We start from the raw sequence: 23360 nt of genomic DNA on the forward strand, positions 1-23360 counted from the left end.
CAATTCGATGGTAATTCACTAAATTTCTGGAATAATTTCATCAATGGTCCATTCTCGTTGAGGCTTCTTGATTCCTAGGAACTGCTTGTGGCAGGTCCACAAATCGAGTAGCTGCCCCAAAGGCATCAGCCATACTTCATTTTCAGTACGGTTTAGATGCACCGTGCCATAATATAAAAGTCGAGTAAATAAAACTTCATCATCTACTCGACTTTGGCGTTTTTTAATTGTCCACCATCCGCTATGGGTGTTTCGCTTTCGATATTTCTTTTAGTTCCTTTAACCATGGCTTCGGTAATCGCATTTTTATAATCAGAAAGCTCCAAGGGTGTGGTTAAAAGTTCAACAGTTTCTTCAGTCAGTAAGGATCTCTTATCTTCATTCTGAAGATTGTGAATCAGGATACTCTGATTAGCCAGCAAAGTGATCAGCCAAATGACTTCATCTAATGCCATCTCAAAGTTTTCTGATTTCATCAGGGTTTCTCCAAGATTTGCAAGACCACCATAGCGTTTGGCGATTTCCTTGGTTGCTTTGGTAGTAAATGTCAGTGGATAGTCGACACCGCCAATTCTAACTACCGCACTTCTATCATCGTTTATCATCCTTCAGTTCCTCCAATACTTGCCATAGTATCCAACCAGGTTTTGGCTTCAGCTTCCGTTGGAAAGGTTGCTTCTTCTTTCCAGACATCCAAAACATTGGTTGAGATGGTACCTTCAATAGTCGGTGTCTGAAAGTTAATGGATTCTCCACGGGTTTCCATACTTTCTGAAGGCACACCAAACTTCACTTTAGTCAGCCAGATGGCTCGAAAGCCACGAACATTATTTTTAATACTGGTGGCATAAAAGCCAACCCCCACAAAAGATCCATCATCCGATCCTTTTGAGGTCAATTGCTTATTCGTCGTTGAATCAATGGTTGACAGGGTGTGTCCAAGAATCAAAGCCCTTGTTTCATAGTCCAGATGATCCCCATTAAGGGTCAATTTTCCGGATTTGAATTCTTTGATATTCTCAATGATACGATCATCACCACGCAGCACCCCTTCATTAATCTCGATGTTCATTTCAGCCTTGATCGCATAAGCCATTACACGGCCATCTGAATAGGTAGCAGCGGATTCTGTTTCAGTCAGCTTTGAACAAATGAGATATTTTAGTCCAATTTGTGCCATTAGTTTTCCTCCAATTCATAATCTTTTGCCACATCAATGGCATAATGATAATAGCCGGTGTCATCTTCATGCCCGACATAATGCCGACTGGTAATGACAAAGTCAGATGCCAAAAGGCTTTTTAAGAGCCGGTTTTTTAATGCATTGTAATTCTCCTTGCAAAAAATGGAAATGCGCACCTCCTCAATGGTTCGAAGCGGCTTATCATCTCCGAATAAGGTAAAATCATCTGTAAGTGGGGTAACGACCAGATATTCATATGGCGCTTCATTAGAAAATTTCCCGGTTTCAGCCGAGATGTTAAGATCACTAAAAATCTGGTTTAGTTCTATCAGCGCATTCATGGCTTTGACACCTCACTTTCAAGTTTATTTTTCATGGCTTCAATGCAGGCTTTGCGGGATTTTGATTTGGCTGGTTTTAAAAAGGGTTTAGGCGGCTGCCCACTTTTTCCGAACTCCAAAATATTAGCAATCTTAGCATTGCTTTCGCCATCGGTTCTAGGTTCTGAGAAACCGATTTTTAAGTTGTAATCCCCTTGATGGTCTTTCTTGACCGGTGACATCCCCAGTGCTTTTTCCAGTTCTCCGGTTGCTCGACTCTTTTGTTTGACTTCATCGCCTACAACCGCACTGAGGTTTTGTTTGACTTTTTCAAGCACGACTTCCCCACCGGCTTCTAAAACTTCTGGCAGAATTTCATCTGTTTTTTCTGCCAGCTTGGAAACCTTTAACAGAAAATCTTCCGGCATTTTAAGTTCAATTTTAGCCACTTACTTCCACCTTTTCACACAGGACTTCCAGATACATCCCTCGACCTTTCACGTTTTCTACTGAAATAATGTTGTACCGACCGCTTTCACAGGCAATTATCATATTGGTTGTTACCGTAAGACTCGGAATAGCCCTGAATCGAAAAAGTGCTGAAGCTTTCGAGAATACTGCCCGATTTTTCCAGCTTTCATTCCCATTACGATCTTCTTTGTAAGCTCTAACTGATGAAACGATTGTTTCACCGGTTGTTGCAAAACCTTGTTCATCTTTAATGGGTTCAAGAGTAATCAGATCAATTTGGGTTTTCATTTTTCCAAAACTCATCCTACACCTTCCAGTCTTTATTGAGATCCAAAAGCCGATTCACAACCATCCATACCTGATTACTGGCCTGGATATTATCAGAAAAAAATCCGGCGGTGCTGCCATCCCGGCTCTCGTAGAAATGAGATGACAACATAATGACCGCCCGTTCAGTGGTAGGATGCATATCGTTTTGCGAATAATAACCATCTTCTTTTTTTTGATAGCTTTCTGCATATGATACCGCGGTCAAAATCAGTTCTTCCAGCAGGGCATCATCTTCATCATGTTCAAGTATCAGATTGGCTTTAACTTTTTCTAACAGCATCCATCCACCTCAATTCTTATTCCGTTTTCATTAGGCCGGCTGATTTTAGTTTTGATAGCAGAGCATTAAAATCCGTTACCAACTCTGTGACAGTTGCAGCAGTACTGTCTGCCTGAAAATCAGCCTGGGGCATTCCCAATAAAAGAGCACCTTCTTTGATTTCGAGGGTACCGCCAATGACGGTCTTTGCGCCGCCCTGCTCAGTATAGTTTTTAGTTGTATAGCTCATTTTTTACGCCTTCTGTTTCAAGATTTTAATGGCTTCAGGAAGAATCAGTTTCCCGTCCACTCGCTGGGTAGCCATGAATCCTACCTGTCCGGTGGTGGCATAAAGTTCATTAAGTCGTTTGAATGAACGACCCTGACGATCGGCTACCCAGTAATAACTAAAGTCCCCGAAAGCGATAGTCTTTGCGCCAGCTGCAATGGTGGGAACATAGGACGATGTTTTAACTGGGCTATTAAGAATGGTATCCGGTGTACCGGCAGTGATTGATGGTTGCCAGATATAATTGCCATTCCCGTCTTTCAGTTTTCGAATGGCTTTGATGGTAGCATCATTTAAAATGAAGTTTGCGTTTTTTCGGTACGGGGATTTAAGCGAATAATAGAGATCCATGATCTCATCAACGGTGATGGCTGTTGCGCTGGCAGCGGTTACCCCTTCCTCTGCGCCACCTGTCGCATTAAAAATCCCGGTTGGTTTACCAAGGCCATCGCCAATAAAGAAAGCTTCTTCTTCCTTTGCCCCAATTCGTCGTGAAAACTCCTTGGCGATGTAGGATTCCAGGTTAAAGACGGAATCATTCAGGAGTTCTTCAGACACTTTAAGCAATGTTCCCAGCTTATAAGCACTGATGGAAACCTGTCCAAAAGAATCATCACTCTCTGGAGTTGCCCCTTCTTCTTCAATCCACGATGCGGATCCTTTTGAAGCAACAACTGGGATTTTACGATCTCCGCTGGCAGTAGTAATCACTTTGGCCAGGGTTCTGAAAATATTTTCTTCTTCCAAACCTTCCACCAGGGTCCGTTCGAATTCATCTGGAACCAGATATCCCCCTTCACTGTCACTCCCAATTTGCAATGCGTTAGAGATTTCAAAGCTCAGGCTTTTATTGCGCATGGCATTCCAGAAGGACTGTGAATACTCATCACTACCCCGTCCGGTTTTGGCTTCAGGAAGTCCTGCAGGTTTTTCGGTAATTGGGGTATTAATCGGCTTGGCAAACTCTAGATCCATGGCCTGTTGACGCTCAAGGCGGTCAATTTCTTTTCCCAGATTTACAACATCCGTTTCCATTTTTTCATAGATTTCAATATCAGCAGCAGCTAATAAGCCGTCCTGATTTCTTTTTTCATCCAGGAATTTCTTTGCATCTTCCCAGATTTTGGCTCGATTCTCACGTAATTCTAAAATTTTATTCATGGTTTCCTCCATTTATTTGATTAAATTTAGTCTTTTTTCAAAGATATCAACCGGTATTCCTACTTCTTTTTGGGGTTTTGGTATCAACTTTTCGATCAAGGAATTGGTCACTGCCTGTCTTGAAAAGCTGTAATTCTCGACATTTTCGTATACTTCCCGTTCATCAAAGAGCATTTCATCGGCAAAGCCAAGCTCTAAGGCTTTATTGGCATTGAGCCAGGTTTCACCGTCCATTAATTTAGAGAGTTTCTCTCTGGTTTGGCCAGTTTTTAACTCATATGCATTGATGATACTTTCCTTCACTTCATCAAGCATCTGAATGGCCTTTTTCATTTCCGCACTGTCACCAATGGCCACTGTTAAAGGGTTGTGAATCATCATCAGGCTGGTAGGTGATACTTTAACGGTTGTCCCAGCCATGGCGATCACTGATGCCGCACTGGCTGCAATCCCATCAATTTTGACCGTCACATTGCCCTTATAATCCATCAGCATATTATAGATCTGACTGGCTGCGATGCAATCACCACCAGGACTATTGATCCAAATATCAATATCTCCCTGGCCAGACATTAATTCGTTTTTAAACTGCTGCGGGGTAACGTCGTCATCAAACCAGCTTTCTTCCGCGATTGCCCCATTTAAATATAGGGTTCTTTGTTCATCTTCATTTTTAATCCAGTTCCAGAATTTCTTCATTTGTTTCCTCACTTTCTGTATTAGCAAAGGCACCAGCATCTTGGAGTTTTGTCATGGCACCGTTAATTAGGTATAAGTCTCCACCCAGTTCTTCTGGGATATGATTTAAGTTTTCAAGTTCCCGGATATCATTGGCAGAGAGCCAACCGTTTTGTCGGCCTGTCGCATAACCAGCCATTCGGGATTCATAGTCCCCACGTAAAAGCCCATCCACAGAAAAGCGAATAAAATATTTCTGCTTATCCGTTTCACTGAGTAGTGCTTTCTGCATGGATTGTTCCCAGCGAATCACCCAGGGATCCAGGGTGTACTTCACGAATTCAAGAGATTGCTGTTCAATATTTGAGAAACTGGACTTCTCCAGATCTCCAATCATATGGGGTGGGATTCTAAAAATACGGGCGATTTCATTTAGTTGAAATTTCCGGGTTTCTAGAAACTGTGCCTGTTCTGGAGGAATTCCGATCGGAGTAAAGCGCATCCCCTCCTCCAGTACAGCAATCCGATGTGCATTGCCTGATCCCTGATAAACCGCATTCCAACTTTCTCGGACACGCTTAGGATCTTTAACAACTCCCGGATGTTCAAGAACGCCTCCGGGATTGGCTCCGTTGGCAAAGAAGGATGAGCCATACTCTTCAGTGGCAATAGCCATTCCAATGGCATTTTTAGCCATGGCAATCGGTGAATAACCGATGAGACCATCAAAACCAAGGCCAGGGATATGAAGCACCATTTCTTTAGCAAGCACCACTTCCCCTTTGTCACTCTGATATTTGTAGAAAAGCTCTCCATTGACAGCTCGATCGACCGTCATTTTACTTGGTAATAAGGGATACAACCCCATAACCTGTCCACGGCCATTGCGAATGATCTGGGCATAGGCATTGCCCCATAATAAAAGATGACTCATCAGTGTTTCTCGAAACACGAAGGAAGTCATCTCTGGATTTGGTTCGTTGTATAATAATTGGTATAAGGGGTGGTTCATAGCCTTTTGTTTACCTACATCAGTGTACTCAAAAGTATGAAGCGGCAGACTGGCGATTGTTTCAGCCAGGATCCGCACGCAGGAATACACGGCTGTTGTTTGCATCGCTGTTCGTTCATTGACATTTTTTCCGGCAGTGGTTCCACCAAAGAAAAAACTGAAGGGATTGTTATCAAGATAATTCTTTGGTTTATCTCGTGAATGGAATAGATCTCTTAATCGACTCATTGTTCCTCCTTAAAATGGGCATTAAAAAAGCACCTCTTGTGAGATGCATTGAAATGATCTATCAGTTATTTAATTTGTTCTTTAATATCTTCATATGCAAATAATGGTATATCGTATAAATCTCCAAAATTTTCATAGATAAGTTTCGATGCTTTCAGAATGCTTTTGGTTGAATTAATTACTGGTAAATAAAAACCTATTTCTTTGGCAGTAACAACTACTCTTTTATCTGGAACACAACAATATTCGCCAGGTATATTTAAAAAAATATTTTGACATCTTAATTCTCTCAAAATTAGCGGTACTTTTATTTTCATTCTTTTTTCACCATATCCTAGCCCTTTTATTTCACTGATATACATAATGAACGGTAAATAATTATTTTTTCGATTAGCTCCTTCCAAATTTAATATTATTTCATCCCAGTGTTCAACTATCACTTCAATGCTTGCAAAAATATCTGATCTAAAAGACACCTTTTTTCTTGGAACAACGCCTGTACAAGATTGTATCGTTTTTTTTGCGTTTTCTTTACAGTGAGTTGTTTCATACAAAACAAGTTCTTTATCTTTCCAGATGTTTGGAATATCGAGTTTATTTGCTTTTAGATAAGTTGTAAAAAAAGCAGCATTCTCCCAATTGGTTGATCTTGACCAAAATGATGCAAGAATAAACAACAGAAAGAGATCGTTTTCCTTAGACAAATCAAGAAACATATTTTTTTCAGCGTTTATTGAAATTCTGAAATCAGATGTCCAACCTCTGTATTTATTATCTTCTGTCAAATTGATATAAGGAATATGATTCTTGTTATTAATTACGGCCTCTATTAATTTATCCTTCATCACTTCTCCTAAAATTTAGAAATAGAAATTTCTTTTAATTTTATCATATGCTCGTATAGTCGTAAATGTAAATACCGCTTATCGTGATTATTGCAGCAAAACTATCAACCGTTTTAATTAATATTACAGTATTAGAATCCCTCGCTCATCATAAACACTTCCACAAGTAACTCCACCATTTCTTATTGCCCGATCCAGTGCCATAATCGTTGCTACTGCACCATCAATTCGTTCGGTGGACTTTTCTTTATCCGGTTTGATGTTTCCAGCTGGATCAGTTCTTACAAAAATATTATCCATCATCCACCTCAAGACTGGATGCCCCCCATGGGAAATGTTCTCCTCCAAGGTAAGTTTCATCAACTCTTTGGTTGGAGGTGACATATCTTTGAAACCCTGTCCGAAGGGAACGACTGTAAATCCTAAACCTTCTAAATTTTGCACCATCTGAACTGCACCCCAACGATCAAATGCGATTTCTCTGATGTTATACTTGGTTCCCAATTCTTCGATAAAGTTTTCGATAAAACCGTAATGAACCACGTTTCCTTCAGTGGTCTGGATATGGCCCTGCTTTTCCCACACATCATAAGGCACATGATCCCGTCTGACTCGCTGTTCAATATTTTCTTCCGGTATCCAAAAGAAAGGCATAATGACATACTTTTCACCATCGTATTTGGGTGGAAAAACCAAAACAAAAGCCGTGATATCAATGGAGCTGGAAAGATCTAAGCCACCATAACATTCTCGACCGATTAGTACATCCGGATCAATTTCTTCATCGCACAAATCCCATTTTTCCATGGGCATCCACCTGACAGATTGTTTGACCCATTGATTAAGACGAAGCTGTCGAAAGAGGTTTTCTTCAGCAGGATTAGCTTTGGCATTATCACAGGCAATCTGAATTTTCTCAATATCAACCGTAATCCCCATTGAAGGATTAGCCTTCTCCCAAACTTTTGGATCCGTCCAATCCTCATTTTCACCAGCACCATAAATAACTGGATAAAAGGTTGGATCAATCTTTCTTCCCGCTAAAATATCTTCAGCCTTCTGATGCACTTCCCAACAAATCGAATGGCGATCTGTTCCAGCAGTGGTTATTAAAAAATACAAGGGTTGTTTTCTGGCATCCCCGGAACCATGCAGCATAACATCATAAAGATTTCGGTTTGGCTGCGCATGCAACTCATCAAATACAACACCATGCACATTTAGTCCGTGTTTTGTATACGCCTCAGCAGACAATACCTGGTAGAAACTGCCAAGTGGTTTATAAATAAGTCTCTTTTGAGAAAGAACTGGTTTGATCCGCGATTTGAGCGCCGGACACTGTTCCACCATATCAACGGCTACATCAAAAACGATGGAAGCCTGCTGTCTGTCAGAAGCACAGCCGTAAATTTCACCACCATGTTCAAAATCACCGCAAGTTAATAATAGTGCGACAGCGGCAGCAAGCTCAGATTTGCCTTGTTTTTTGGCTATCTCGATATAAGCGGTATTAAACTGCCTGGCCTGATTGGGTTTAATCATGCCAAAGACATCCCGAATGATCTGTTCCTGCCAATCGATCAGTTCAAAGGACTGACCATGCCATTGACCTTTGGTGTGCTTTAAGCAGTTGATAAAAGAAACCGCCAAATCAGCGCGGCTTTGATCATAAATCGATGTTGATTTTTTAAATGGGCTTTCCTGATAGATTTCCAGTGGCCGCATAAAACTTAACTCCTTTCCTCAGAATAAGATTTTTATCAGTTGAAATAAGCTAAAATTCCCTCCAGTATGCCATGGGCTTCCAGTTCTGCACCGCCATTATTGAAGAAATGACAGTCAATTGGTGCGGTGGCAAACATAGCTTCTGTGATAACTGCTGGCATATTAGAATACGTGACATCGGAATCATCCCTTTGAACGATTCCCCGATTGGATAATCCCATCTGGTTACACATTCCATTCAACACCAGCTGGGAAAGTTTTAAACCTTCTGTACTGCCGGGATAACAAATGACCAGTGTTCCGCTGGCATTGAAATCAGATGCGCCATTGTGATGAATGCTGACAAAAATATCCGCATTGTTTTGATTGGCAATGACAGGTCGATCACTTAAAGCCATCCATCGATCATCGGTTCGGGTATAAACAACCTTGAAACCACGCTCTTGAAGGAGTTGGCCTAATCGCAAGCTGACAACCAGGTTCATATCTTTCTCCTGCAGATCACCACAGGCTCCCGGGTCTGATCCACCATGGCCAGGATTGATACACACAATTTTGCCGTTCCCATTAGCAACTGGATTGGGATTTGATATAGGCGCGGCAGCAGGTATTTGATTTTGATACGCGATACCTTCCAATCCTAAAGCTTTAAGGGTTTCATTGCCGACAATACAATCAACGATCAAACCTTTGTCCTTTTGAAATGCTGACATCGCAACTAATGTTTCATTTCCGATTGCACCATCAACGGCTACCGGATAACCATTTTTGTTCAGCGCTTCCTGGATCGATTTAATTTCACTCATTAGAGCAGTATCAGACTGATCGCCATAGATGCCATCCTGTGCCAGACCATGGTAGGCCTGAAGGGCCAGCACCGCCTTTTGGGTTAGACTCCCAAAGTCGCCATCAACTTCTCCGGCATCATAGGCGCAGAAGTTTAAATCCCGTTGTAATTGGGCAACTTCACTGCCCATACTTCCAATTTTTAAAAACATCGTTCTTTCCTTTCCTCGTTGGCCGCAAAAAATGGGCAACAAAAAAGCACCTCATCATGAGCTGCAGTAAAAATTTTGTATTCTGTTTATAAATCTGTACGAGAAAAAGGCCCTTTATCGCCCTTTTCAAAAGCTTTTAATTCATTTTCTTACCGTATTCAAAGGCCTGAATCAAAACTTCTTTAAGACCCCAAACTGAAATGTCCAGGAAATCTTCATGATCGCTGTGCCTTGTTTCAAGGTCTCCTCTTTGTTCAATACTGTAAAATGCTTCCTTGGCAATTTCCAAAAGCGCTTCGTAATCTTTCTTGCTAATTTTTTGTTCCTGCATGGCGTTGGCCCCTTTTTTTATTGTGTACATATTAGCTCTATGTCACACTAATAGCAAGTTATATACACAAAATAGCGTAGAATCAGATGTCGTCTTTTTTAGTACCGTGTTTAAAAGCAGAACTGCCAGATAAGTTTGAAAGTAAAATCTTCCGGGTTGTTTTATACTCATCCCCAATAAAGCCAAGCCGCAGCAGGAAACAACGAAAAGCATATTTTTCATTTTCAACTGTTTTGACGGTTGCTGAAATGCGCTTTTGATTCTTGGCCATATCACAAATGGCTGCAATAAATTGTGTGTAAGCTTTGATGGCATCGGGTTCAGCATTTGCTGAGAACCAAGGGAATCGAAGGGTATCCGGTGTTTTTTCGAGGTGTAATGAATCGCCGCCAAGGGCTTTTTTAATCAAATGGCATTTACTAATAATCAGGTTTTCAAGGTTATGAATCGCTTCATCCGTAAATCCTTCTTTTGGAATTTCAATGATGAGTTCGTCATCTTCTTCATCCGGAGTTTCTGGAGTTTCAAAAGTAAATCCCTTTGATTGTAAGCTTTCTAGTAAACTCTCACTTGCAGACTTTTCAATACTTTCAGAAATAATTAATCCTCCCTGTTTGTCAACTTCAAAATCGCCAATAGTGTACGAGAAGCTTGGTGTTCCTAGATAGATAGGTTTTGTCTCAAGGATTTCTCCAATAGCAGCGATTAGCGCTTTACGATCACTATCGATTAACTGGAATCTTCTGGTCATGATCGTTCACCGTTTTGAGGGGCTTTTGAAAGAATTTGAAATCTTTTTTCTTCGATGAGGTCTTGCAGTTCGTCAGGTCCGTAAATTAATACCTGGTCACTGGCTCCACTTGTTTCGGCTAAAACTAAATCTTTACCCCAGAGTCCAATAATCTGATAAGTTTTCTTTCCATCTCCAGTCATTAATAATGTACCTTTTTTCATGATCATTCTCCTTAGTGTAGTTTTTGTTGTGTCTATATATCACTGAAAAGGTCTATAATAGCAAGCTATATTTCACATTAATCCTTATTTTTTTTGCCTTTCTGAATATCATTAACGGTTCCGTCTTGAAAAGAAAACTCTTCTGAATCTTGATTATAAAGCGCAGAGCAATCAAGGGTCTTTCCATTTCTGATGACTTTGATATCATCAGTATTCCCTTTTAGTGCTGCATATCGTTTGACAATTACCGAGGCATATTTGGGATCCATCTCCATCAAATACCCTGTTCGGTTCATCTGTTCAGCTGCGATTAGGGTTGAACCGCTTCCACCAAATAAGTCCAGCACGATTCCGTTTTCTTGGGATGAAAGTCCCATTGGATAACCAATCAGAGGAAGCGGTTTCGTCGTCGGATGTAGTTTTGATTTTGTCGGTTTGTCAAATTCCCATACGGTTGTCTGTTTACGGTCGCCATAAAATTTGTGTTTTGATGTATCTTTGAATGCGTAAATAACTGGTTCATGGCGCATCTGAAAATCCATCCGACCAATCACCAGCGCATTTTTGACCCAGATACAGGTTGTCGAATAGTGAAAGCCAGCATTGACTGTGGCATTAAAGAAGTTAACTTTTTCGGCATCCGAGTGAAAAATATAAATCGGGGACCCATCAGCAAGATGTTGATATGCATTTGTAAGTGCGTCTAAAAGAAATTGATAAAACTTTTCGCTGTCGGACCAGCTGTCATTCATAATTTTCATCCCGGTCCCGCCCTGGTAACTGCAGTTGTATGGTGGATCGGTAATACACAGATTTGCTTTTTTACCATCCATAAGTGTAGCTACATCCTCATACTTTGTTGAATCTCCACATAAAAGGCGGTGACGACCCAACAACCAGACATCGCCGGGTTCTACAAAACTTTGTCCATCCAGCGCTTCATCAACATCAAAATCATCCTCCTGAATTTCTTCATCATTTTCGCTTTTGAACAAATCCGCAATTTCATCTTCCTCAAAACCGGTAAGGGATACATCGAAATCGGCCCCCTGCAAAGATTCAATTCCAATTCTTAAAAGTTCTTCATCCCAGCCAGCGTCCTGAGCAAATCGGTTGTCAGCAATGATGTAGGCTTTCTTCTGAGCTTCAGTCAGATGATCAACGCGTACGCAGGGTACTTCAGTAATACCTTCTTCCTGAGCAGCCATCACTCTGCCGTGTCCGGCAATTATCCCGTGATTGCTATCAATGATAACTGGATTAATAAATCCAAACTCCCGGAGAGAGGAACGAAGCTTATTAATTTGTTCAGTTGAATGCGTCCGAGCATTATTCACGTAAGGGACCAGTTTATTGGTTTCTACCATTTGCATTTCAGTTATTGTTTTTTTCATTGGATCACCACCTTTTTATTTCCGGCCTGACAGTAGGCGCTCCATCATATCATCATGGGGAGTTCCACCGCTGTAGGCAACGGAGCAATTTTCTTTTACGACCTGGTGTATCTGATACCAGATCTGATTGGACTGCTTTAAATACTGCTGGGACATGGAAACGTAGGGACTGGCAATGGCATTACCAGTTGTAGGGTGCTTGGCTAGAAATCCATATTCAGAAATACATTCTTCACACTGGATCCAGCGGGAAACGCTCATGGCGTACTGCTCAATCAGATGCCTGCTAACCAGTTGATCACATTCCCGTTCTTTCAGCCATAGATAGATTTCGTTGAAGATTTCTTCTGCACACAGGTTTTTACCATTTTTCTGGGTCGCTTTCAGGTATTCTTTCACCGGCGGAACATCGGCTCCAATAAAAGAGGCAGGCTCGGGTAGCACCATTGCGCCATCCAGCCTGCCATCGCTTATTTTTTCTGTAAGAGCCTTTGATTTCCGCCCGGCCCCAATTCGAGCTCCGCCGCGGTTTGTCCCGTCCTTTGCCATCATTTTCACCTGCCTTTTTCTTTCAGGGGTTAATACCCCCTTTGATTTCCGTTTTTTTCGCGCGTGCCCCCCTGCCCGTTGCATTTGCAACACGTTTTAGCGATTTTGCACCCCCCATCGGCCGCCTTCTCTGGCGGTTATGGTTGAGTGACAACTGCTACATAGGGACATAAGATTCTTCTCATCGTGGGTACCACCTTTTGACAGGGGCTTGATGTGATGAACTTCTTGTGCCGGGGTTAGCCGTCCTTCTTTTATACACTGCTCACAGAGCGGATTGTTTTTAATGTATTTGTTTCTGATTTTCTTCCAGGCCCAGCCGTAGCGTTTCCGTGTTTCTGGATCGCGGTCGTACTTATTGTATTGTTGGTCATACAATTTTTGATGCTTCTCACAAAATCGTCCGTCCGTTAATTCACCACAACCAGGATGACTGCAAGGGCGCTTTGGTTTTCTTGGTATGATCATCACCTCATTTTTTTCAATAAAAAAGTCCTGCTGGATTGTTCCAACAAGACTTTGCTTATTTTGATATATTTTCTCTAGTATAATAATAACACATTACCCCCGTGGACATCCACTGATATCCACGGCACATTTTAAATTTTTGTAATTTTTTTTGGTATTTTTATATGATCTATTGCCAAATCATGCCATCGACGGATGGTACGCTCATTAACACCCATGACTTCCCCGATTTTAGCCCAAGTAAAGTTGTGAACATAACGATAATGCAAAACCATTTGTTCATCCATGTTGCTGACACTTTCAATTACCTGTGGAACTTCTTTTTTGTATGCCACGAGTAAATCGATATCGGCGTTGATCTCATTTTCAAGATCAATGATCTTAATAACAATATCCTCCATCCGGTGTGTTTTTCTCGAAGGACTGCCAGGCATATCGCTGATCGTACTGGTCGCTTTGCAGGCAAGCGAGTGGAGTGTATCAACCTGTTCAATTTTACTATTGATACGCTCATCTAAGCGATAAGACTGTCCCAAGTATTCTTTTGCCGTCATTACCTCATTCATAATCGTTGACCTCCTCATTGAGTTTTTTAATCAGCATCTCAGGTGGAATATCTGTAATAGCTGAATATAAGCTACTCCTAAAAAATCTCTCCACCTCTCGTTTGGTATACTTTGAGACTTCATCCTCTGGGAATTTTGTCAATTTCTTCAATGCTTTGCGATAATCTCTAACCGCTTGTAGAATAATGCCATTGCCAAGTTCCCGATATATTTCTTCTTCATTAGCAGGTTGAACGTTTTTCTGGGCGACATACATGAGTTTGTACCTCCAATCTATCAAATCCAATTCTGGCTTTCACCGCTTCAATCAACGATGATTGTTGAATATCCTTGTTTTTTAAAGCTTTTATGACATCTTCATCGTGGGTCCCTTTTGTTATAATGTGTTGAATCACCACGGTATTCTTTTGTCCTTGCCGCCAAAGTCTTGCATTGAGCTGCTGGTATAGCTCAAGCGACCAGGTTAATCCAAACCAGACAATCGTCGACCCACCCTCCTGAAGATTTAATCCGTGACCGGCAGATGCCGGGTGAATCAGTGCCACTGGTATTTTCCCAGCATTCCAATCTGCTATATCCTGTGACGAATCAATGCATCTGGCATTAAATCGTTTAAGAATTCGACTTTTATCATGTTTGTACCAATAGGCCACCAACAAGGGCTTCTCATTGGCAGACTCAATCAAATCTTCCAATGCATCCAGCTTTCTCTGATGTATCTCTAAAATGCGATCATCATCTCCATAAACCGCGCCATTAGCCATCTGTAAAAGCTTTCCTGTAAGCGAAGCGGCATTGGCTGCGGTTATTTCTCCATCCGGCAGTTGCAATACGAGATCTTTTTTTAGTTCCTCATATTTTTTCGATTCTTCTTTAGACAGTACAACCTCTGTCTGCGTACTGATCAGTTCAGGCATTTGAAGATAGTCATTGGATTTCATGGAAATGGTAATGTCAGAGATTTTTTCATATATCTGCTGTTCGGCATTCGGCAGTGGCTTGTAGCTGTAAATAATTTGACCATTTCGCTTATCCGGTGAGAAATAGGCAGTTCGGTACTGGCCAATAAATCTGCCAAGCCGAACACCCATATCTAACAGTTTAAACTCTGCAAATAAATCCATTAGCCCATTACTGCTTGGGGTTCCTGTCAGACCCACTATTCGTTTCACCTTTGGTCTAGCTTTCATCAAAGACTTAAACCGCTTGGATTGATGGTTTTTAAAAGACGAAAGCTCGTCCACAACCACCATATCAAAATCAAAGGAAAGACCACTTTTTTCAATCAGCCATTGTACATTTTCCCGGTTGATAATATAAATATCTGCCTGTGCTCTGAGAGCTGCCAATCTTTCAGCTTCCGTTCCAACTGCTACGGAATATTTCAGCATATGCAAGTGTTCCCATTTTTTGATTTCAGAACCCCACTGGATTTTTGCTATTCTAAGTGGTCCTATAATCAAAATTTTATGAACCTCAAAGCTGTCAAACAGTAAATCATTTATAGCAGTAAGGGTAATCACTGTCTTACCTCAACCCAAGCCCATATCAAGGAGGACAGCAGAAATCTTACGGCTCTTAATATAATCGACTACGTAATTCTGGTAATCATGTGGTATGAACTTCATTCGGCATCACCTCCAATCTCATCAAGCATTTCTCCAATCTGTTTCTCATCATCCAACACATACACTCGAAAGCCGAGTTGCTGTAACATACCATGCCTTGCCAGCTGCAATGGTCGTGGCTTTTCTCCAGATGCTTTTACCTCTACAAAGGCAATCCTTCCAAAAGGAAGAAGCACCAAACGGTCTGGCATACCATCGAAACCTGGTGAAGTCAACTTGGGGCAAATCCCATCATTCTTTTTAACCGCCTTTACAAGTTTTTGTTCAATCGTTTTTTCTCGCATTTTTACTCCTGTTCCAGGTACTCAAAAATCCCTATACGCGCGAATACGCGGGATTTTTTGCTATATACTCTCTATTACTACAATTTCATATTTAATATAATTATTAAGAACACAGGCACAAAAGCAGTAAAATTGGCTACCGCCCGCGCCCCTGAGGTGTTCCTCAATCTGTTCCTGTCTGCCTTTTTCGGAACAGAAGAAAAGATGAGGAACAGTTCCGAAAATTACAGTTTTTGGGGAACATCGCCAGGAACACATTTAGGAACAAAAATATATTGTGGTCCATACATTGGCAACCTGGTTTTATTCGGCATACGCTCCCAACCAAGCTTGATTAGAATTGCAGCAATGGCATTAGAATCTGCACGTCCAATATTGGCTCTTTCTTTACCAAAACACTCACACCAGATTTCCATACTGCTGACCTGATTTCTCTGTACCGTGCCTCTTTTACCGATTTCACCCAGTTCATTCCCACTTAAGAAATTCCTGCGTTCAAATAAATCCATATCATCCCAGCTATCTGTGAGTAATGTATCAAGATATTCCCGCACCAATCCCTCACGTTCATCTGACTCCAGAGCTGCTCGCTGCTCATCTTTTGCCATTCTCTCTTCCTCCGGTGTCAGGTAAAGTTTTTCACCAGCTTCGACCATTTTCAAAACCTCTGCCCAGATTTGCTGTACATCATATACAGTCAATTCCCATGAATGTTTTTTCCCACTGCCAGGCGTCTTAACTGGCCAAAATCGTCTATTTCCCGTAGTATCGCGAAGATACCCGGACTCAGCGTTCGTCGTTCCAATAAAAATACACTGCCGCGGATGTGGTGTTGCTCTCTTACCAAACGCTGCCCTGTAAATATCATTTTGCCTAGAGATAAATGAGCGCAGTGTTTCTACTTCTGCTTTGCGAAGTCCAGCCAGCTCTCCAATTTCCAATATCCAATATCCTTGCAGTTTTTCTGCTGCTGTTTTATCTTTTGTGTCATTGAGACTTAATGAGTCAGAAAACCACTCACCGCCTAGCAGCGAAATCAATGTGCTTTTTCCAATGCCCTGCGGACCATTCAATACGATCATACTGTCAAACTTGCATCCGGGATCCAAAACTCTTTTGACTGCTCCACAAAAGGATTTTCTAGTAACAGCACGTACATATTTGTTGTCAACAGCACCGAGATAATCAATTAATATAGTGTCTACTCGTTGTTCACCGTCCCAATCAGGGAGTGCACTCAGAAACTCTCGAATAGGATGGTAGGAACGGTCGTCCGTTACCTTTGTTACTGCGATCTTATAATTTCTATCCGAGAATGTACCGTAGTTTGTATCAATGTAGCTGATTAACTGAGCATCATCTGCATCTCTCCAGTATTTTGATGGATGCTTCCATGGTACCTCACCTTTAATTTCCATCCCATCAAGTTGCTGATTAAATACAATGGCGCGAAGATTATCATCATTTTTAAGAATTAAAGTCAGATTTTGAAGAGTATTGCAGAGATTACCATTCTTTTCACGCTGAAGTCCTTTCGTCCAGTCCTCAAACTCCTGACTTGCTTTTACCTGCTTTTCCTTTAAAAGCTGCTCATTAATTCTGTCCTTACATAGCCAAAATTTTACAGCTTCGGTATAGGATTTTTTATCATCCAAATCACCGAATTGATGAACTCGAATTAAATCAAATGCATTACAAAGCTTCCCTCCCGCCGGATCTGTTGCATGGTGGCTGTATGCAAACTTATCTTCATAGATGACAACGCCTGCAGAACCTTCTCCGGGAATATAATCATATCTTCCTGATCCATCTGCTGTTGGAGTATAAACATCTGAAAGATAATTCTCCATGACCTCCTGTACCGTATAGCATCGACATACTGCTCCAACCACACCGTCCTTTTCGAGCGGATCTTTCTGCTGTTTCACATTGTGGTCAGTTGCCTTGCTTTCTTTTGGTGTCGTGGGCAGCAGAGAACAGTCCCTCCAATTGGGGTGTTTTGCAAAAATATCATCGGGGTTAAGCCAATCACCATCCATCTCACCAAACAGGTACTCTCCATTGGAAGGACTGGTTGGCCAATACATCAGCTGATGTGGGGAGAATGAGCATGGGTCAAGCATGGTAATGAACCCATTATCCTGGGCATAATATCTCGCCGCTGCATTGAACTCATCGGGTGTCATATCACGGCTAACTGGAATAATCATTCTCGCTCTCGGATTATCTGCCCTATGACTGTGGGTGGTGTAATAGCAGCCCTTGTTATGCACCTTACTGCTAATGTCCCTTAAAAAAGCGACTTCAATGCTGTCAAGATCATAGACCAGCATTGAACGGCACGCCACCTTGTTTGCCTGTCTGCGGTTGCCGCTCAAATGACCCGCCACAAAACCGCCCTTGTCCTTAATATCATCACGCTGACCCTTGGGGAGTTTCGGATATTCCTCTGCCGTTTCCGATGTATAAATCGGACTGCGCAGCCTGTCACACAATTCATCAAATTTTATGGTCTTGTTCGACCAGAACTTCGCTCTCCTGCTGTTTCCATATGCAATATTTAAATCACGCATGATTGATTACCTCCTTCAAATCACTGCTAAAATAACGCAGTTTGATATTTTTTCTTCGGGCTCTTTTTATTTCAGAATCCATTCCGTCTGATATGATTTCTCCGAACACCCACACCTCACTGCAATGGTCCATCAGCACATTCCCAAAATGCAGGCCCAGTTCTCGCTCCGTCAAGTCATTATCATTAAGAAACTGCGGAAACAGCAAATGCGGTGTAATTGGTATACATCCCTGCTCTACAACGAACCGGCTGTACTTTCGTGCATTTTCAATGTTCCGGGCAACATCCCCAGAAAAAGGGGAGCATACATACACCATCTGTCTGTACGCTCTTGATGGTTTTTCAAGACTGGTTAAACCACCGTAAATAGTCGGATCAGGATTGCCTTCGCGGCTATACATGCTCACACCCACAAGCCCTTCCTCTCTTCCATTCTTTGCTGCAGTTGTCACAAAGTACGGATGTACCAAAAAGGTCAATCTCCCCATCGGCAAACACATTGGCCAAGTCGACCTGGACCTCCGAGCCACAGTGCGGGCAGCGACAGAAAACATTCTCATCATTTATTTCAATGGAAACCTCTATCGCATCGTTTAACTGTTCTTTCACATAAAACATTTTATTTGTCCTCCTCTAATCTGGTTTTGTTAATCTTCATAAATGCATTTAAAAATTCTGCTGTGAACATACCAAAATCTTCTGATTCAAACCAGATCTTCCCGTTCTCGTCTTTATAAATAGCAATATCTGCATCATTAAGAGCTTCATAAAACTCGAATAATTCAGTGTACTGGGGGCAGAAACAAGAAATTAGTTCTGCCATATCTGGGGATTCGCTTTGTTGCTTTGAATTAATATCTCCTCTGCTTTCTGCAACCTCCTCTGCAACAACTACTGCAGTTTCAAATGGTATTGAAAACCATTCGGAAATTATTTTTTCACAACGCATTCTTCTATGCACTTCACACTCCACTTGATAACTATTTTGAAATGGCCCCAACAGCCGCTTCCTCAAAATTTTAAAGCCTCCAGCTCTCTCCAAAACTTTTATTCGTTCCTCTGGCATTACCGACACACCAACCTTCACGCGGTTCTGCTCTTTTTCAATGATGTATATCCATTGTTTAGGCGCAATCATTTTGGTGGGTGATTTGTCAGCAAAAATTCCGTATTCATCTTTAGGTATCAATTCTTTCATTGAAATACCTCCGTTCATAAAAGTAGGGTTTTGCCCTCTAATAGTCAAAGGACAAAACCCAATGTTTTAAGAACCATTTTTCTAATCTTTTTGAAAAAAATTTATGAAATCAAATTTTGGCCAAGTGCTTCATCAGCTGATGACCATATTTCTTTTGCTATCTTTACGGATCACATATTTGTGATTCGTTACATCCCAATTTTTCAGAGAGAATTAATCTCCACCTATTAGCCTAGGGAGGTTTTAAAAGTTAATCTTTTTGATAAAACTGACATTCGTAACCATCGGCTCGCAGTAACAAGCCTTTTGCCCAGGGTGGTGTTCTTGCCATTTGCTCGCAAACAGCAGAAAGTGACATGCGCATATCCGCCTCAATAATTATTTCATCATGGACATGAGCTACAATGAAGCAGCTCTTTAATGTCTCCATAGCAAAGCATAAAATGTCTCGGCTAATTGCCTGAACGATATTTTCAACAAATTTCGGACCATAGCTTTCAATCCGCTCCCATTTCTTTGTGCCGCCCACCCCTTCATAGGAAACAGACTCGCCACCAAAGCGGTTCTCCCCAATTCGAGGCTTTACATAAGCCAGTTTTCTGCCAGAAGGAAGGGTGATAAATAGAAAGCCACTTTGATAAGAAAAGTAAATACCGTGAGTTTCTGATGTCGTTTTTTGTTTGATACATTCTTTTACAACTCGATCCACGGCCCACCAGAAACGAACGATATTTGGATTAGCCTGACGCCAGGCATCAACCAGTGGCTTTAACTCATCCTCCTGCATACCGGATTCTAGAGCTCCCATTGCCTTTAGCGCTCCGACTGATCCGCCATACCCACAGTTGTGGACGAGTTTTCCCGATACGGTAAAACGGTGATGTGGTCCGGCATTTCGTATGTCATAAAGTCGAGCCTTGCACTGATTAATTTCCAATTTTTCCTTTTTTCGAATACTGCTGTTTCGGCATCCTGAATTATTTCGTCCCTGCTTAATCCCACAGATAATTTTCGGACAACCACATTTCTTACGTAAGGCCAATATTCCTGAGAAAAATGACTGAGAACCGTACATCTTTTGTTTCTGTTGTTCTCTAAATGTGTTACAAAACGGAGATTGCCAGGTGCATAATCCAGATTGTTGTTTATCCGATCGATTTCCAACTCTTTTGGTGGTAAGCCAAATGTTTTTATTAAATAAAGACCAGCTTCGGTAACACTTGTAAAAGCAAATTTTATTCCTCTCGCACCGTAATTGTGATAACCTCCATCGTTTGGATTTTCGCAACGTTGTTTTGCTGCCGCAAGTCTTCGATCCAACCAGAGCGGAATCTGCCTTGGTTGAGAACAACTTTGACAACCTCTCGATTTCCCGCTTTTTAAACTGGAATACAGCTGCCACTGAATGCTTCCGCACCCTGTACACTGGGTCAGCACATAACAATGATTCATTTTTTTGTTCCAACGTTTCTCGGATGAAATAATCTTCACCCAACCGAATTGTTGTCCCACCATCTCCGGTTTGTATGAGATGTGCGCCGCTGGCGGCGGCGATTCCAAATTGTATCGGCTGCGATTGTTCTTACGCTTATTGACACCTTTTTGGCTCATACCAATAGCTTGTCCAATTTCCGCTTCACTATGGTCATGACTGTACATTTCCATAATGGTTCGATCAATTTCTTCCAATTCATCGAGCGCCTTATGCAGCTCATCAATCATGACCTGCTTCATAACATTTGCTTCAAGGTCATAGGTATCAGCGGTTTCGTACTCAGTTTCCTCGTACATTTTATCCAGTGAAGGCATTGGCTCCTGACGCTGTTCACGCTTATCCTCGCGCCAAATCGGACGCATATACTCGTAATACTGCTCCTTAGTTACGGAAATCATAATCACCTTCTTGCGTTTGTTCCCAATTTTCGTCCAAACCACATCCGATGGGTTAATGCCGAAATCTTTAATGGTTTCTGCTGTTACTTCCATTGGGATGTAATACTGTTTACTGTCGTTGTTTGTCTGTAGATTTTCACTTTTGTCCATTGTGATGATCCTCCTTCGATCTGAAAATCGAAGTGAGAATCCACGCAGGACTTCCCATAATAATTGGCCATAAGAATGAATCCTCACTTCTTAAATGGCCAACCGCTCCCAGTGGGTTGACTGTAATTTTGTGTCCGTTTCGCTGCTCTGGGCACCGCTGATCAGGCGATGAACATTGAAACGGGGTTTATAAATGAAGTTGCATATTTTCCATGAATCTTAGCAGTTTTGGGCAAAATAAAAAGCCGGATGACTACAAAACTTTCGTTTCGTAAATCATCCGGCTATTTGGTAGCTCATATTGACTCCGTTGCTCGGTATGAATTTATTGACTTATTTTTTTTTTCGATGACGGTCTTGTCTGTGATAATGCACTCCCAGCCACTAATTTGGTCTTTGAACTGGTTCTACCATCTCTTAAAAGAGAAGACGCTTTGCGCGCAACTGAGGAGGATGTTTGCTTACTATTACGCTTAGCCACGATAATCACCTCCTTATCTAATCTCATAGCAACAACTAGGATACTTTGAGTTCTGATTTTACGTTACAGGGAACTGTAACAAATTTTCTGCAATGTGGACATTTAAGAGTCACTTCAACATTTTCTTTAGGGATATTAGATATATCGAAGGCTCTGCGGCCACAGTTAGGACATTTCATTTTCTTCATAGGCATTCCTCCTTATCGCAATATAGCTACTCCGCTTATATGCGAAGTTTAATTGCTTAAAATTTGTGTTTATAATTGAAGCATTTCCTATTGTAGTAAATGCCCCAATTCAATTAGTCTTATTTCAGTAGATTGTTTTGAGACCTGAAAGAAATCAGCGATCTGCTCTATAATCCAACGTCTAGGCGATAAGAGATTTGCTGCAATAAAAGGATTTTCATTACTCTCTGCCAGTTTTCTGTCGAATACGATTTCTACCATATCTTTAGGCATAAGTATACGTGGCGCAATTCCATTTGCTTGCCATTCCATCCAATCTTCATCGGTCCATTCAGCACTGTAATCATCGTTCTTAATGTCAACCGGACATCGAAAGGCAACAGCGGTGTTTCCTTCAATAACACTCGCTAAAATGTGATAATTCCTATGTTTGACCCAATGAACACATTCATGGGCAACGGTATTTCGTTTGCTGCCAAGATTACGAAGTGTAAGAGTATCTGGGTCAATAATCATTGTCCCCGGCTTAACTCTTACTTCTCTATATTCATCGTTATCACGTTCATAGATTTCAGCCAATCCTCCAGTGAAGCACATCTGTCCCAATATACTGAAATCTTCAGTGAGACGTCTTTCAACGACTGTAAGTCCCAGCTTCTTTTTTGCAATCTCTTCAATCGGTACCGCCATCGGTATCACGAGCGCTTCTGGATAGTAAGTTGACAGGAATTTCGTGGCCTCTTGATCAAATTCAGCCTTGCTTATACGAGGTACATAATCTTTTAGATTTCCATTTGAAGGCATAGATTCACTCCTTGTCGTCCATTTCTTCAACAATTCTTTTCCAAAAATCGTCTCCTAGTTTCTTATCATTCGCTCTTCTTAAAGCAACTCTTACATGTGGGATCTCCTCATCCATGATGTAATTCGGCAGATCAGGAGCTGCTTCATTACGTTCCCGACCAGCAAGATCAAACATTTCTGCTCTTTCCTCTGGAGATAGATTAAGTACATTAGCAATCTTCTCAAGTAATTTCATCTCGGGGGGATTCCGTCTCCCTTTAATGATATCTGAGAGATATGTTGCTGTCATTTCCATCGCTTTTGCGATATCCTTCAATAGGATATCTCCACCATCAGCCGCACGTCCTCGACGTTTTATATCAATGAATTTTCCGAATTCACCAGCCATACTTTAGCCC

General features: G+C 41.5%; 29 protein-coding genes and 2 pseudogenes. All 31 read right to left on the reverse strand.

Annotation, left to right across the window (positions count from 1 at the left end; all coding sequences use genetic code 11):
- Nucleotides 1-18 precede the first annotated feature (18 nt).
- The 31 genes and pseudogenes from DOZ58_RS19245 to DOZ58_RS04515 all read right to left on the reverse strand — a co-directional run bounded on the left by DOZ58_RS19245 (nt 19) and on the right by DOZ58_RS04515 (nt 23350).
- Nucleotides 19-228 carry a hypothetical protein gene (locus tag DOZ58_RS19245; protein WP_111887187.1) on the reverse strand — a complete coding sequence of 70 codons (210 nt, stop codon included), beginning with the start codon at nt 226-228 and terminating at the stop codon, nt 19-21.
- Nucleotides 204-605, reverse strand: a complete 402-nt coding sequence (locus tag DOZ58_RS04365; RefSeq protein ID WP_111887188.1) for a hypothetical protein — start codon at nt 603-605, stop codon at nt 204-206. Before DOZ58_RS04365 ends, DOZ58_RS19245 begins: the two co-directional genes overlap by 25 nt.
- A complete protein-coding gene (locus tag DOZ58_RS04370; RefSeq protein WP_111887189.1) occupies nt 602-1180 on the reverse strand; it encodes a major tail protein in 579 nt (192 codons plus the stop codon). The genes DOZ58_RS04365 and DOZ58_RS04370 overlap by 4 nt, the downstream gene beginning before the upstream one ends.
- The gene (locus DOZ58_RS04375) at nt 1180-1524 is read right to left on the reverse strand and encodes a hypothetical protein (RefSeq protein ID WP_111887190.1); all 345 of its coding nucleotides are present in this window, start codon (nt 1522-1524) and stop codon (nt 1180-1182) included. The genes DOZ58_RS04370 and DOZ58_RS04375 overlap by 1 nt, the downstream gene beginning before the upstream one ends.
- The gene (locus tag DOZ58_RS04380) at nt 1521-1952 is read right to left on the reverse strand and encodes an HK97-gp10 family putative phage morphogenesis protein (protein ID WP_111887191.1); all 432 of its coding nucleotides are present in this window, start codon (nt 1950-1952) and stop codon (nt 1521-1523) included. Before DOZ58_RS04380 ends, DOZ58_RS04375 begins: the two co-directional genes overlap by 4 nt.
- Nucleotides 1945-2277, reverse strand: coding sequence for a head-tail adaptor protein (locus tag DOZ58_RS04385; protein WP_111887192.1), 333 nt, complete (start codon nt 2275-2277; stop codon nt 1945-1947). The genes DOZ58_RS04380 and DOZ58_RS04385 overlap by 8 nt, the downstream gene beginning before the upstream one ends.
- Nucleotide 2278: 1 nt before the next feature.
- Nucleotides 2279-2584: a head-tail connector protein gene (locus tag DOZ58_RS04390; RefSeq protein ID WP_111887193.1), complete on the reverse strand. Its 306-nt coding sequence runs from the start codon at nt 2582-2584 to the stop codon at nt 2279-2281.
- Nucleotides 2585-2600: 16 nt separating this feature from the next.
- Entirely contained in the window at nt 2601-2813 is a 213-nt protein-coding gene (locus tag DOZ58_RS04395) for a Head fiber protein (protein WP_111887194.1), read from the reverse strand.
- Nucleotides 2814-2816: 3 nt separating this feature from the next.
- Nucleotides 2817-4013: a phage major capsid protein gene (locus DOZ58_RS04400; RefSeq protein ID WP_111887195.1), complete on the reverse strand. Its 1197-nt coding sequence runs from the start codon at nt 4011-4013 to the stop codon at nt 2817-2819.
- Nucleotides 4014-4025: 12 nt separating this feature from the next.
- Nucleotides 4026-4712 carry a head maturation protease, ClpP-related gene (locus tag DOZ58_RS04405; RefSeq protein ID WP_111887196.1) on the reverse strand — a complete coding sequence of 229 codons (687 nt, stop codon included), beginning with the start codon at nt 4710-4712 and terminating at the stop codon, nt 4026-4028.
- Nucleotides 4687-5931 carry a phage portal protein gene (locus tag DOZ58_RS04410; protein ID WP_111887197.1) on the reverse strand — a complete coding sequence of 415 codons (1245 nt, stop codon included), beginning with the start codon at nt 5929-5931 and terminating at the stop codon, nt 4687-4689. Before DOZ58_RS04410 ends, DOZ58_RS04405 begins: the two co-directional genes overlap by 26 nt.
- Nucleotides 5932-5996: 65 nt before the next feature.
- Complete coding sequence (locus DOZ58_RS04415) at nt 5997-6776, reverse strand: hypothetical protein (RefSeq protein WP_111887198.1); 780 nt, start codon at nt 6774-6776, stop codon at nt 5997-5999.
- Nucleotides 6777-6899: 123 nt separating this feature from the next.
- On the reverse strand, nt 6900-8501 hold the full coding sequence (locus tag DOZ58_RS04420) for a terminase large subunit (protein ID WP_111887199.1): 1602 nt from the start codon (nt 8499-8501) through the stop codon (nt 6900-6902).
- A 35-nt stretch (nt 8502-8536) separates the two neighbouring features.
- Complete coding sequence (locus DOZ58_RS04425) at nt 8537-9499, reverse strand: N-acetylmuramoyl-L-alanine amidase (RefSeq protein ID WP_111887200.1); 963 nt, start codon at nt 9497-9499, stop codon at nt 8537-8539.
- Nucleotides 9500-9635: 136 nt separating this feature from the next.
- Nucleotides 9636-9860, reverse strand: a complete 225-nt coding sequence (locus DOZ58_RS04430; RefSeq protein WP_111887201.1) for a hypothetical protein — start codon at nt 9858-9860, stop codon at nt 9636-9638.
- A gap of 52 nt (nt 9861-9912) precedes the next feature.
- Nucleotides 9913-10581: a virulence protein gene (locus DOZ58_RS04435; RefSeq protein WP_111887202.1), complete on the reverse strand. Its 669-nt coding sequence runs from the start codon at nt 10579-10581 to the stop codon at nt 9913-9915.
- Nucleotides 10578-10784, reverse strand: a complete 207-nt coding sequence (locus tag DOZ58_RS04440) for a hypothetical protein (protein WP_111887203.1) — start codon at nt 10782-10784, stop codon at nt 10578-10580. The genes DOZ58_RS04435 and DOZ58_RS04440 overlap by 4 nt, the downstream gene beginning before the upstream one ends.
- Nucleotides 10785-10861: 77 nt before the next feature.
- The gene (locus DOZ58_RS04445; protein WP_111887204.1) at nt 10862-12178 is read right to left on the reverse strand and encodes a site-specific DNA-methyltransferase; all 1317 of its coding nucleotides are present in this window, start codon (nt 12176-12178) and stop codon (nt 10862-10864) included.
- 15 nt (nt 12179-12193) lie between these two features.
- On the reverse strand, nt 12194-12727 hold the full coding sequence (locus DOZ58_RS04450) for a P27 family phage terminase small subunit (protein ID WP_111889676.1): 534 nt from the start codon (nt 12725-12727) through the stop codon (nt 12194-12196).
- Between the two features lie 96 nt (nt 12728-12823).
- The gene (locus DOZ58_RS04455) at nt 12824-13189 is read right to left on the reverse strand and encodes an HNH endonuclease (RefSeq protein ID WP_111889677.1); all 366 of its coding nucleotides are present in this window, start codon (nt 13187-13189) and stop codon (nt 12824-12826) included.
- Nucleotides 13190-13326: 137 nt separating this feature from the next.
- On the reverse strand, nt 13327-13761 hold the full coding sequence (locus DOZ58_RS04460) for a sigma factor-like helix-turn-helix DNA-binding protein (protein ID WP_242988606.1): 435 nt from the start codon (nt 13759-13761) through the stop codon (nt 13327-13329).
- Nucleotides 13754-14017 carry a hypothetical protein gene (locus DOZ58_RS04465; RefSeq protein ID WP_111887205.1) on the reverse strand — a complete coding sequence of 88 codons (264 nt, stop codon included), beginning with the start codon at nt 14015-14017 and terminating at the stop codon, nt 13754-13756. The genes DOZ58_RS04460 and DOZ58_RS04465 overlap by 8 nt, the downstream gene beginning before the upstream one ends.
- Nucleotides 13983-15389, reverse strand: a pseudogene (locus tag DOZ58_RS04470) (SNF2-related protein). Before DOZ58_RS04470 ends, DOZ58_RS04465 begins: the two are co-directional and overlap by 35 nt.
- Nucleotides 15386-15673: a VRR-NUC domain-containing protein gene (locus tag DOZ58_RS04475; protein WP_111887206.1), complete on the reverse strand. Its 288-nt coding sequence runs from the start codon at nt 15671-15673 to the stop codon at nt 15386-15388. The pseudogene DOZ58_RS04470 and the gene DOZ58_RS04475 overlap by 4 nt, the downstream one beginning before the upstream one ends.
- A 224-nt stretch (nt 15674-15897) precedes the next feature.
- A complete protein-coding gene (locus tag DOZ58_RS04480; RefSeq protein WP_111887207.1) occupies nt 15898-18246 on the reverse strand; it encodes a virulence-associated E family protein in 2349 nt (782 codons plus the stop codon).
- On the reverse strand, nt 18239-18661 hold the full coding sequence (locus tag DOZ58_RS04485; protein ID WP_111887208.1) for a DUF4406 domain-containing protein: 423 nt from the start codon (nt 18659-18661) through the stop codon (nt 18239-18241). Before DOZ58_RS04485 ends, DOZ58_RS04480 begins: the two co-directional genes overlap by 8 nt.
- Before the next feature lie 206 nt (nt 18662-18867).
- Nucleotides 18868-19446 (reverse strand): GIY-YIG nuclease family protein, encoded by a 579-nt coding sequence (locus DOZ58_RS04495; RefSeq protein ID WP_162624418.1) that lies wholly within the window; start codon nt 19444-19446, stop codon nt 18868-18870.
- Between the two features lie 250 nt (nt 19447-19696).
- Nucleotides 19697-20287, reverse strand: a pseudogene (locus tag DOZ58_RS04500) (hypothetical protein); the annotation flags it as partial.
- A complete protein-coding gene (locus DOZ58_RS04505) occupies nt 20260-21489 on the reverse strand; it encodes an RNA polymerase sigma factor (RefSeq protein WP_111887212.1) in 1230 nt (409 codons plus the stop codon). The pseudogene DOZ58_RS04500 and the gene DOZ58_RS04505, both read right to left, overlap by 28 nt.
- Nucleotides 21490-22245: 756 nt before the next feature.
- Entirely contained in the window at nt 22246-22962 is a 717-nt protein-coding gene (locus tag DOZ58_RS04510; protein WP_111887213.1) for an ImmA/IrrE family metallo-endopeptidase, read from the reverse strand.
- Nucleotides 22963-22966: 4 nt separating this feature from the next.
- Entirely contained in the window at nt 22967-23350 is a 384-nt protein-coding gene (locus DOZ58_RS04515; RefSeq protein WP_111887214.1) for a helix-turn-helix transcriptional regulator, read from the reverse strand.
- Nucleotides 23351-23360: the final 10 nt, after the last annotated feature.

The sequence above is a fragment of the Acetobacterium sp. KB-1 genome (assembly GCF_003260995.1).
Lineage (GTDB): Bacteria > Bacillota > Clostridia > Eubacteriales > Eubacteriaceae > Acetobacterium > Acetobacterium carbinolicum.

Bases quoted from the DNA above. Each gene is read 5' to 3' on its own strand.
- DOZ58_RS04365 (WP_111887188.1), bottom strand. From the start codon at position 605: ATGATAAACGATGATAGAAGTGCGGTAGTTAGAATTGGCGGTGTCGAC.
- DOZ58_RS04370 (WP_111887189.1), bottom strand. From the start codon at position 1,180: ATGGCACAAATTGGACTAAAATATCTCATTTGTTCAAAGCTGACTGAA.
- DOZ58_RS04375 (WP_111887190.1), bottom strand. From the start codon at position 1,524: ATGAATGCGCTGATAGAACTAAACCAGATTTTTAGTGATCTTAACATC.
- DOZ58_RS04385 (WP_111887192.1), bottom strand. From the start codon at position 2,277: ATGAGTTTTGGAAAAATGAAAACCCAAATTGATCTGATTACTCTTGAA.
- DOZ58_RS04390 (WP_111887193.1), bottom strand. From the start codon at position 2,584: ATGCTGTTAGAAAAAGTTAAAGCCAATCTGATACTTGAACATGATGAA.
- DOZ58_RS04395 (WP_111887194.1), bottom strand. From the start codon at position 2,813: ATGAGCTATACAACTAAAAACTATACTGAGCAGGGCGGCGCAAAGACC.
- DOZ58_RS04400 (WP_111887195.1), bottom strand. From the start codon at position 4,013: ATGAATAAAATTTTAGAATTACGTGAGAATCGAGCCAAAATCTGGGAA.
- DOZ58_RS04405 (WP_111887196.1), bottom strand. From the start codon at position 4,712: ATGAAGAAATTCTGGAACTGGATTAAAAATGAAGATGAACAAAGAACC.
- DOZ58_RS04410 (WP_111887197.1), bottom strand. From the start codon at position 5,931: ATGAGTCGATTAAGAGATCTATTCCATTCACGAGATAAACCAAAGAAT.
- DOZ58_RS04415 (WP_111887198.1), bottom strand. From the start codon at position 6,776: ATGAAGGATAAATTAATAGAGGCCGTAATTAATAACAAGAATCATATT.
- DOZ58_RS04420 (WP_111887199.1), bottom strand. From the start codon at position 8,501: ATGCGGCCACTGGAAATCTATCAGGAAAGCCCATTTAAAAAATCAACA.
- DOZ58_RS04425 (WP_111887200.1), bottom strand. From the start codon at position 9,499: ATGTTTTTAAAAATTGGAAGTATGGGCAGTGAAGTTGCCCAATTACAA.
- DOZ58_RS04430 (WP_111887201.1), bottom strand. From the start codon at position 9,860: ATGTACACAATAAAAAAAGGGGCCAACGCCATGCAGGAACAAAAAATT.
- DOZ58_RS04435 (WP_111887202.1), bottom strand. From the start codon at position 10,581: ATGACCAGAAGATTCCAGTTAATCGATAGTGATCGTAAAGCGCTAATC.
- DOZ58_RS04440 (WP_111887203.1), bottom strand. From the start codon at position 10,784: ATGAAAAAAGGTACATTATTAATGACTGGAGATGGAAAGAAAACTTAT.
- DOZ58_RS04445 (WP_111887204.1), bottom strand. From the start codon at position 12,178: ATGAAAAAAACAATAACTGAAATGCAAATGGTAGAAACCAATAAACTG.
- DOZ58_RS04450 (WP_111889676.1), bottom strand. From the start codon at position 12,727: ATGGCAAAGGACGGGACAAACCGCGGCGGAGCTCGAATTGGGGCCGGG.
- DOZ58_RS04460 (WP_242988606.1), bottom strand. From the start codon at position 13,761: ATGAATGAGGTAATGACGGCAAAAGAATACTTGGGACAGTCTTATCGC.
- DOZ58_RS04465 (WP_111887205.1), bottom strand. From the start codon at position 14,017: ATGTATGTCGCCCAGAAAAACGTTCAACCTGCTAATGAAGAAGAAATA.
- DOZ58_RS04475 (WP_111887206.1), bottom strand. From the start codon at position 15,673: ATGCGAGAAAAAACGATTGAACAAAAACTTGTAAAGGCGGTTAAAAAG.
- DOZ58_RS04480 (WP_111887207.1), bottom strand. From the start codon at position 18,246: ATGCGTGATTTAAATATTGCATATGGAAACAGCAGGAGAGCGAAGTTC.
- DOZ58_RS04495 (WP_162624418.1), bottom strand. From the start codon at position 19,446: ATGAAAGAATTGATACCTAAAGATGAATACGGAATTTTTGCTGACAAA.
- DOZ58_RS04505 (WP_111887212.1), bottom strand. From the start codon at position 21,489: ATGGACAAAAGTGAAAATCTACAGACAAACAACGACAGTAAACAGTAT.
- DOZ58_RS04510 (WP_111887213.1), bottom strand. From the start codon at position 22,962: ATGCCTTCAAATGGAAATCTAAAAGATTATGTACCTCGTATAAGCAAG.
- DOZ58_RS04515 (WP_111887214.1), bottom strand. From the start codon at position 23,350: ATGGCTGGTGAATTCGGAAAATTCATTGATATAAAACGTCGAGGACGT.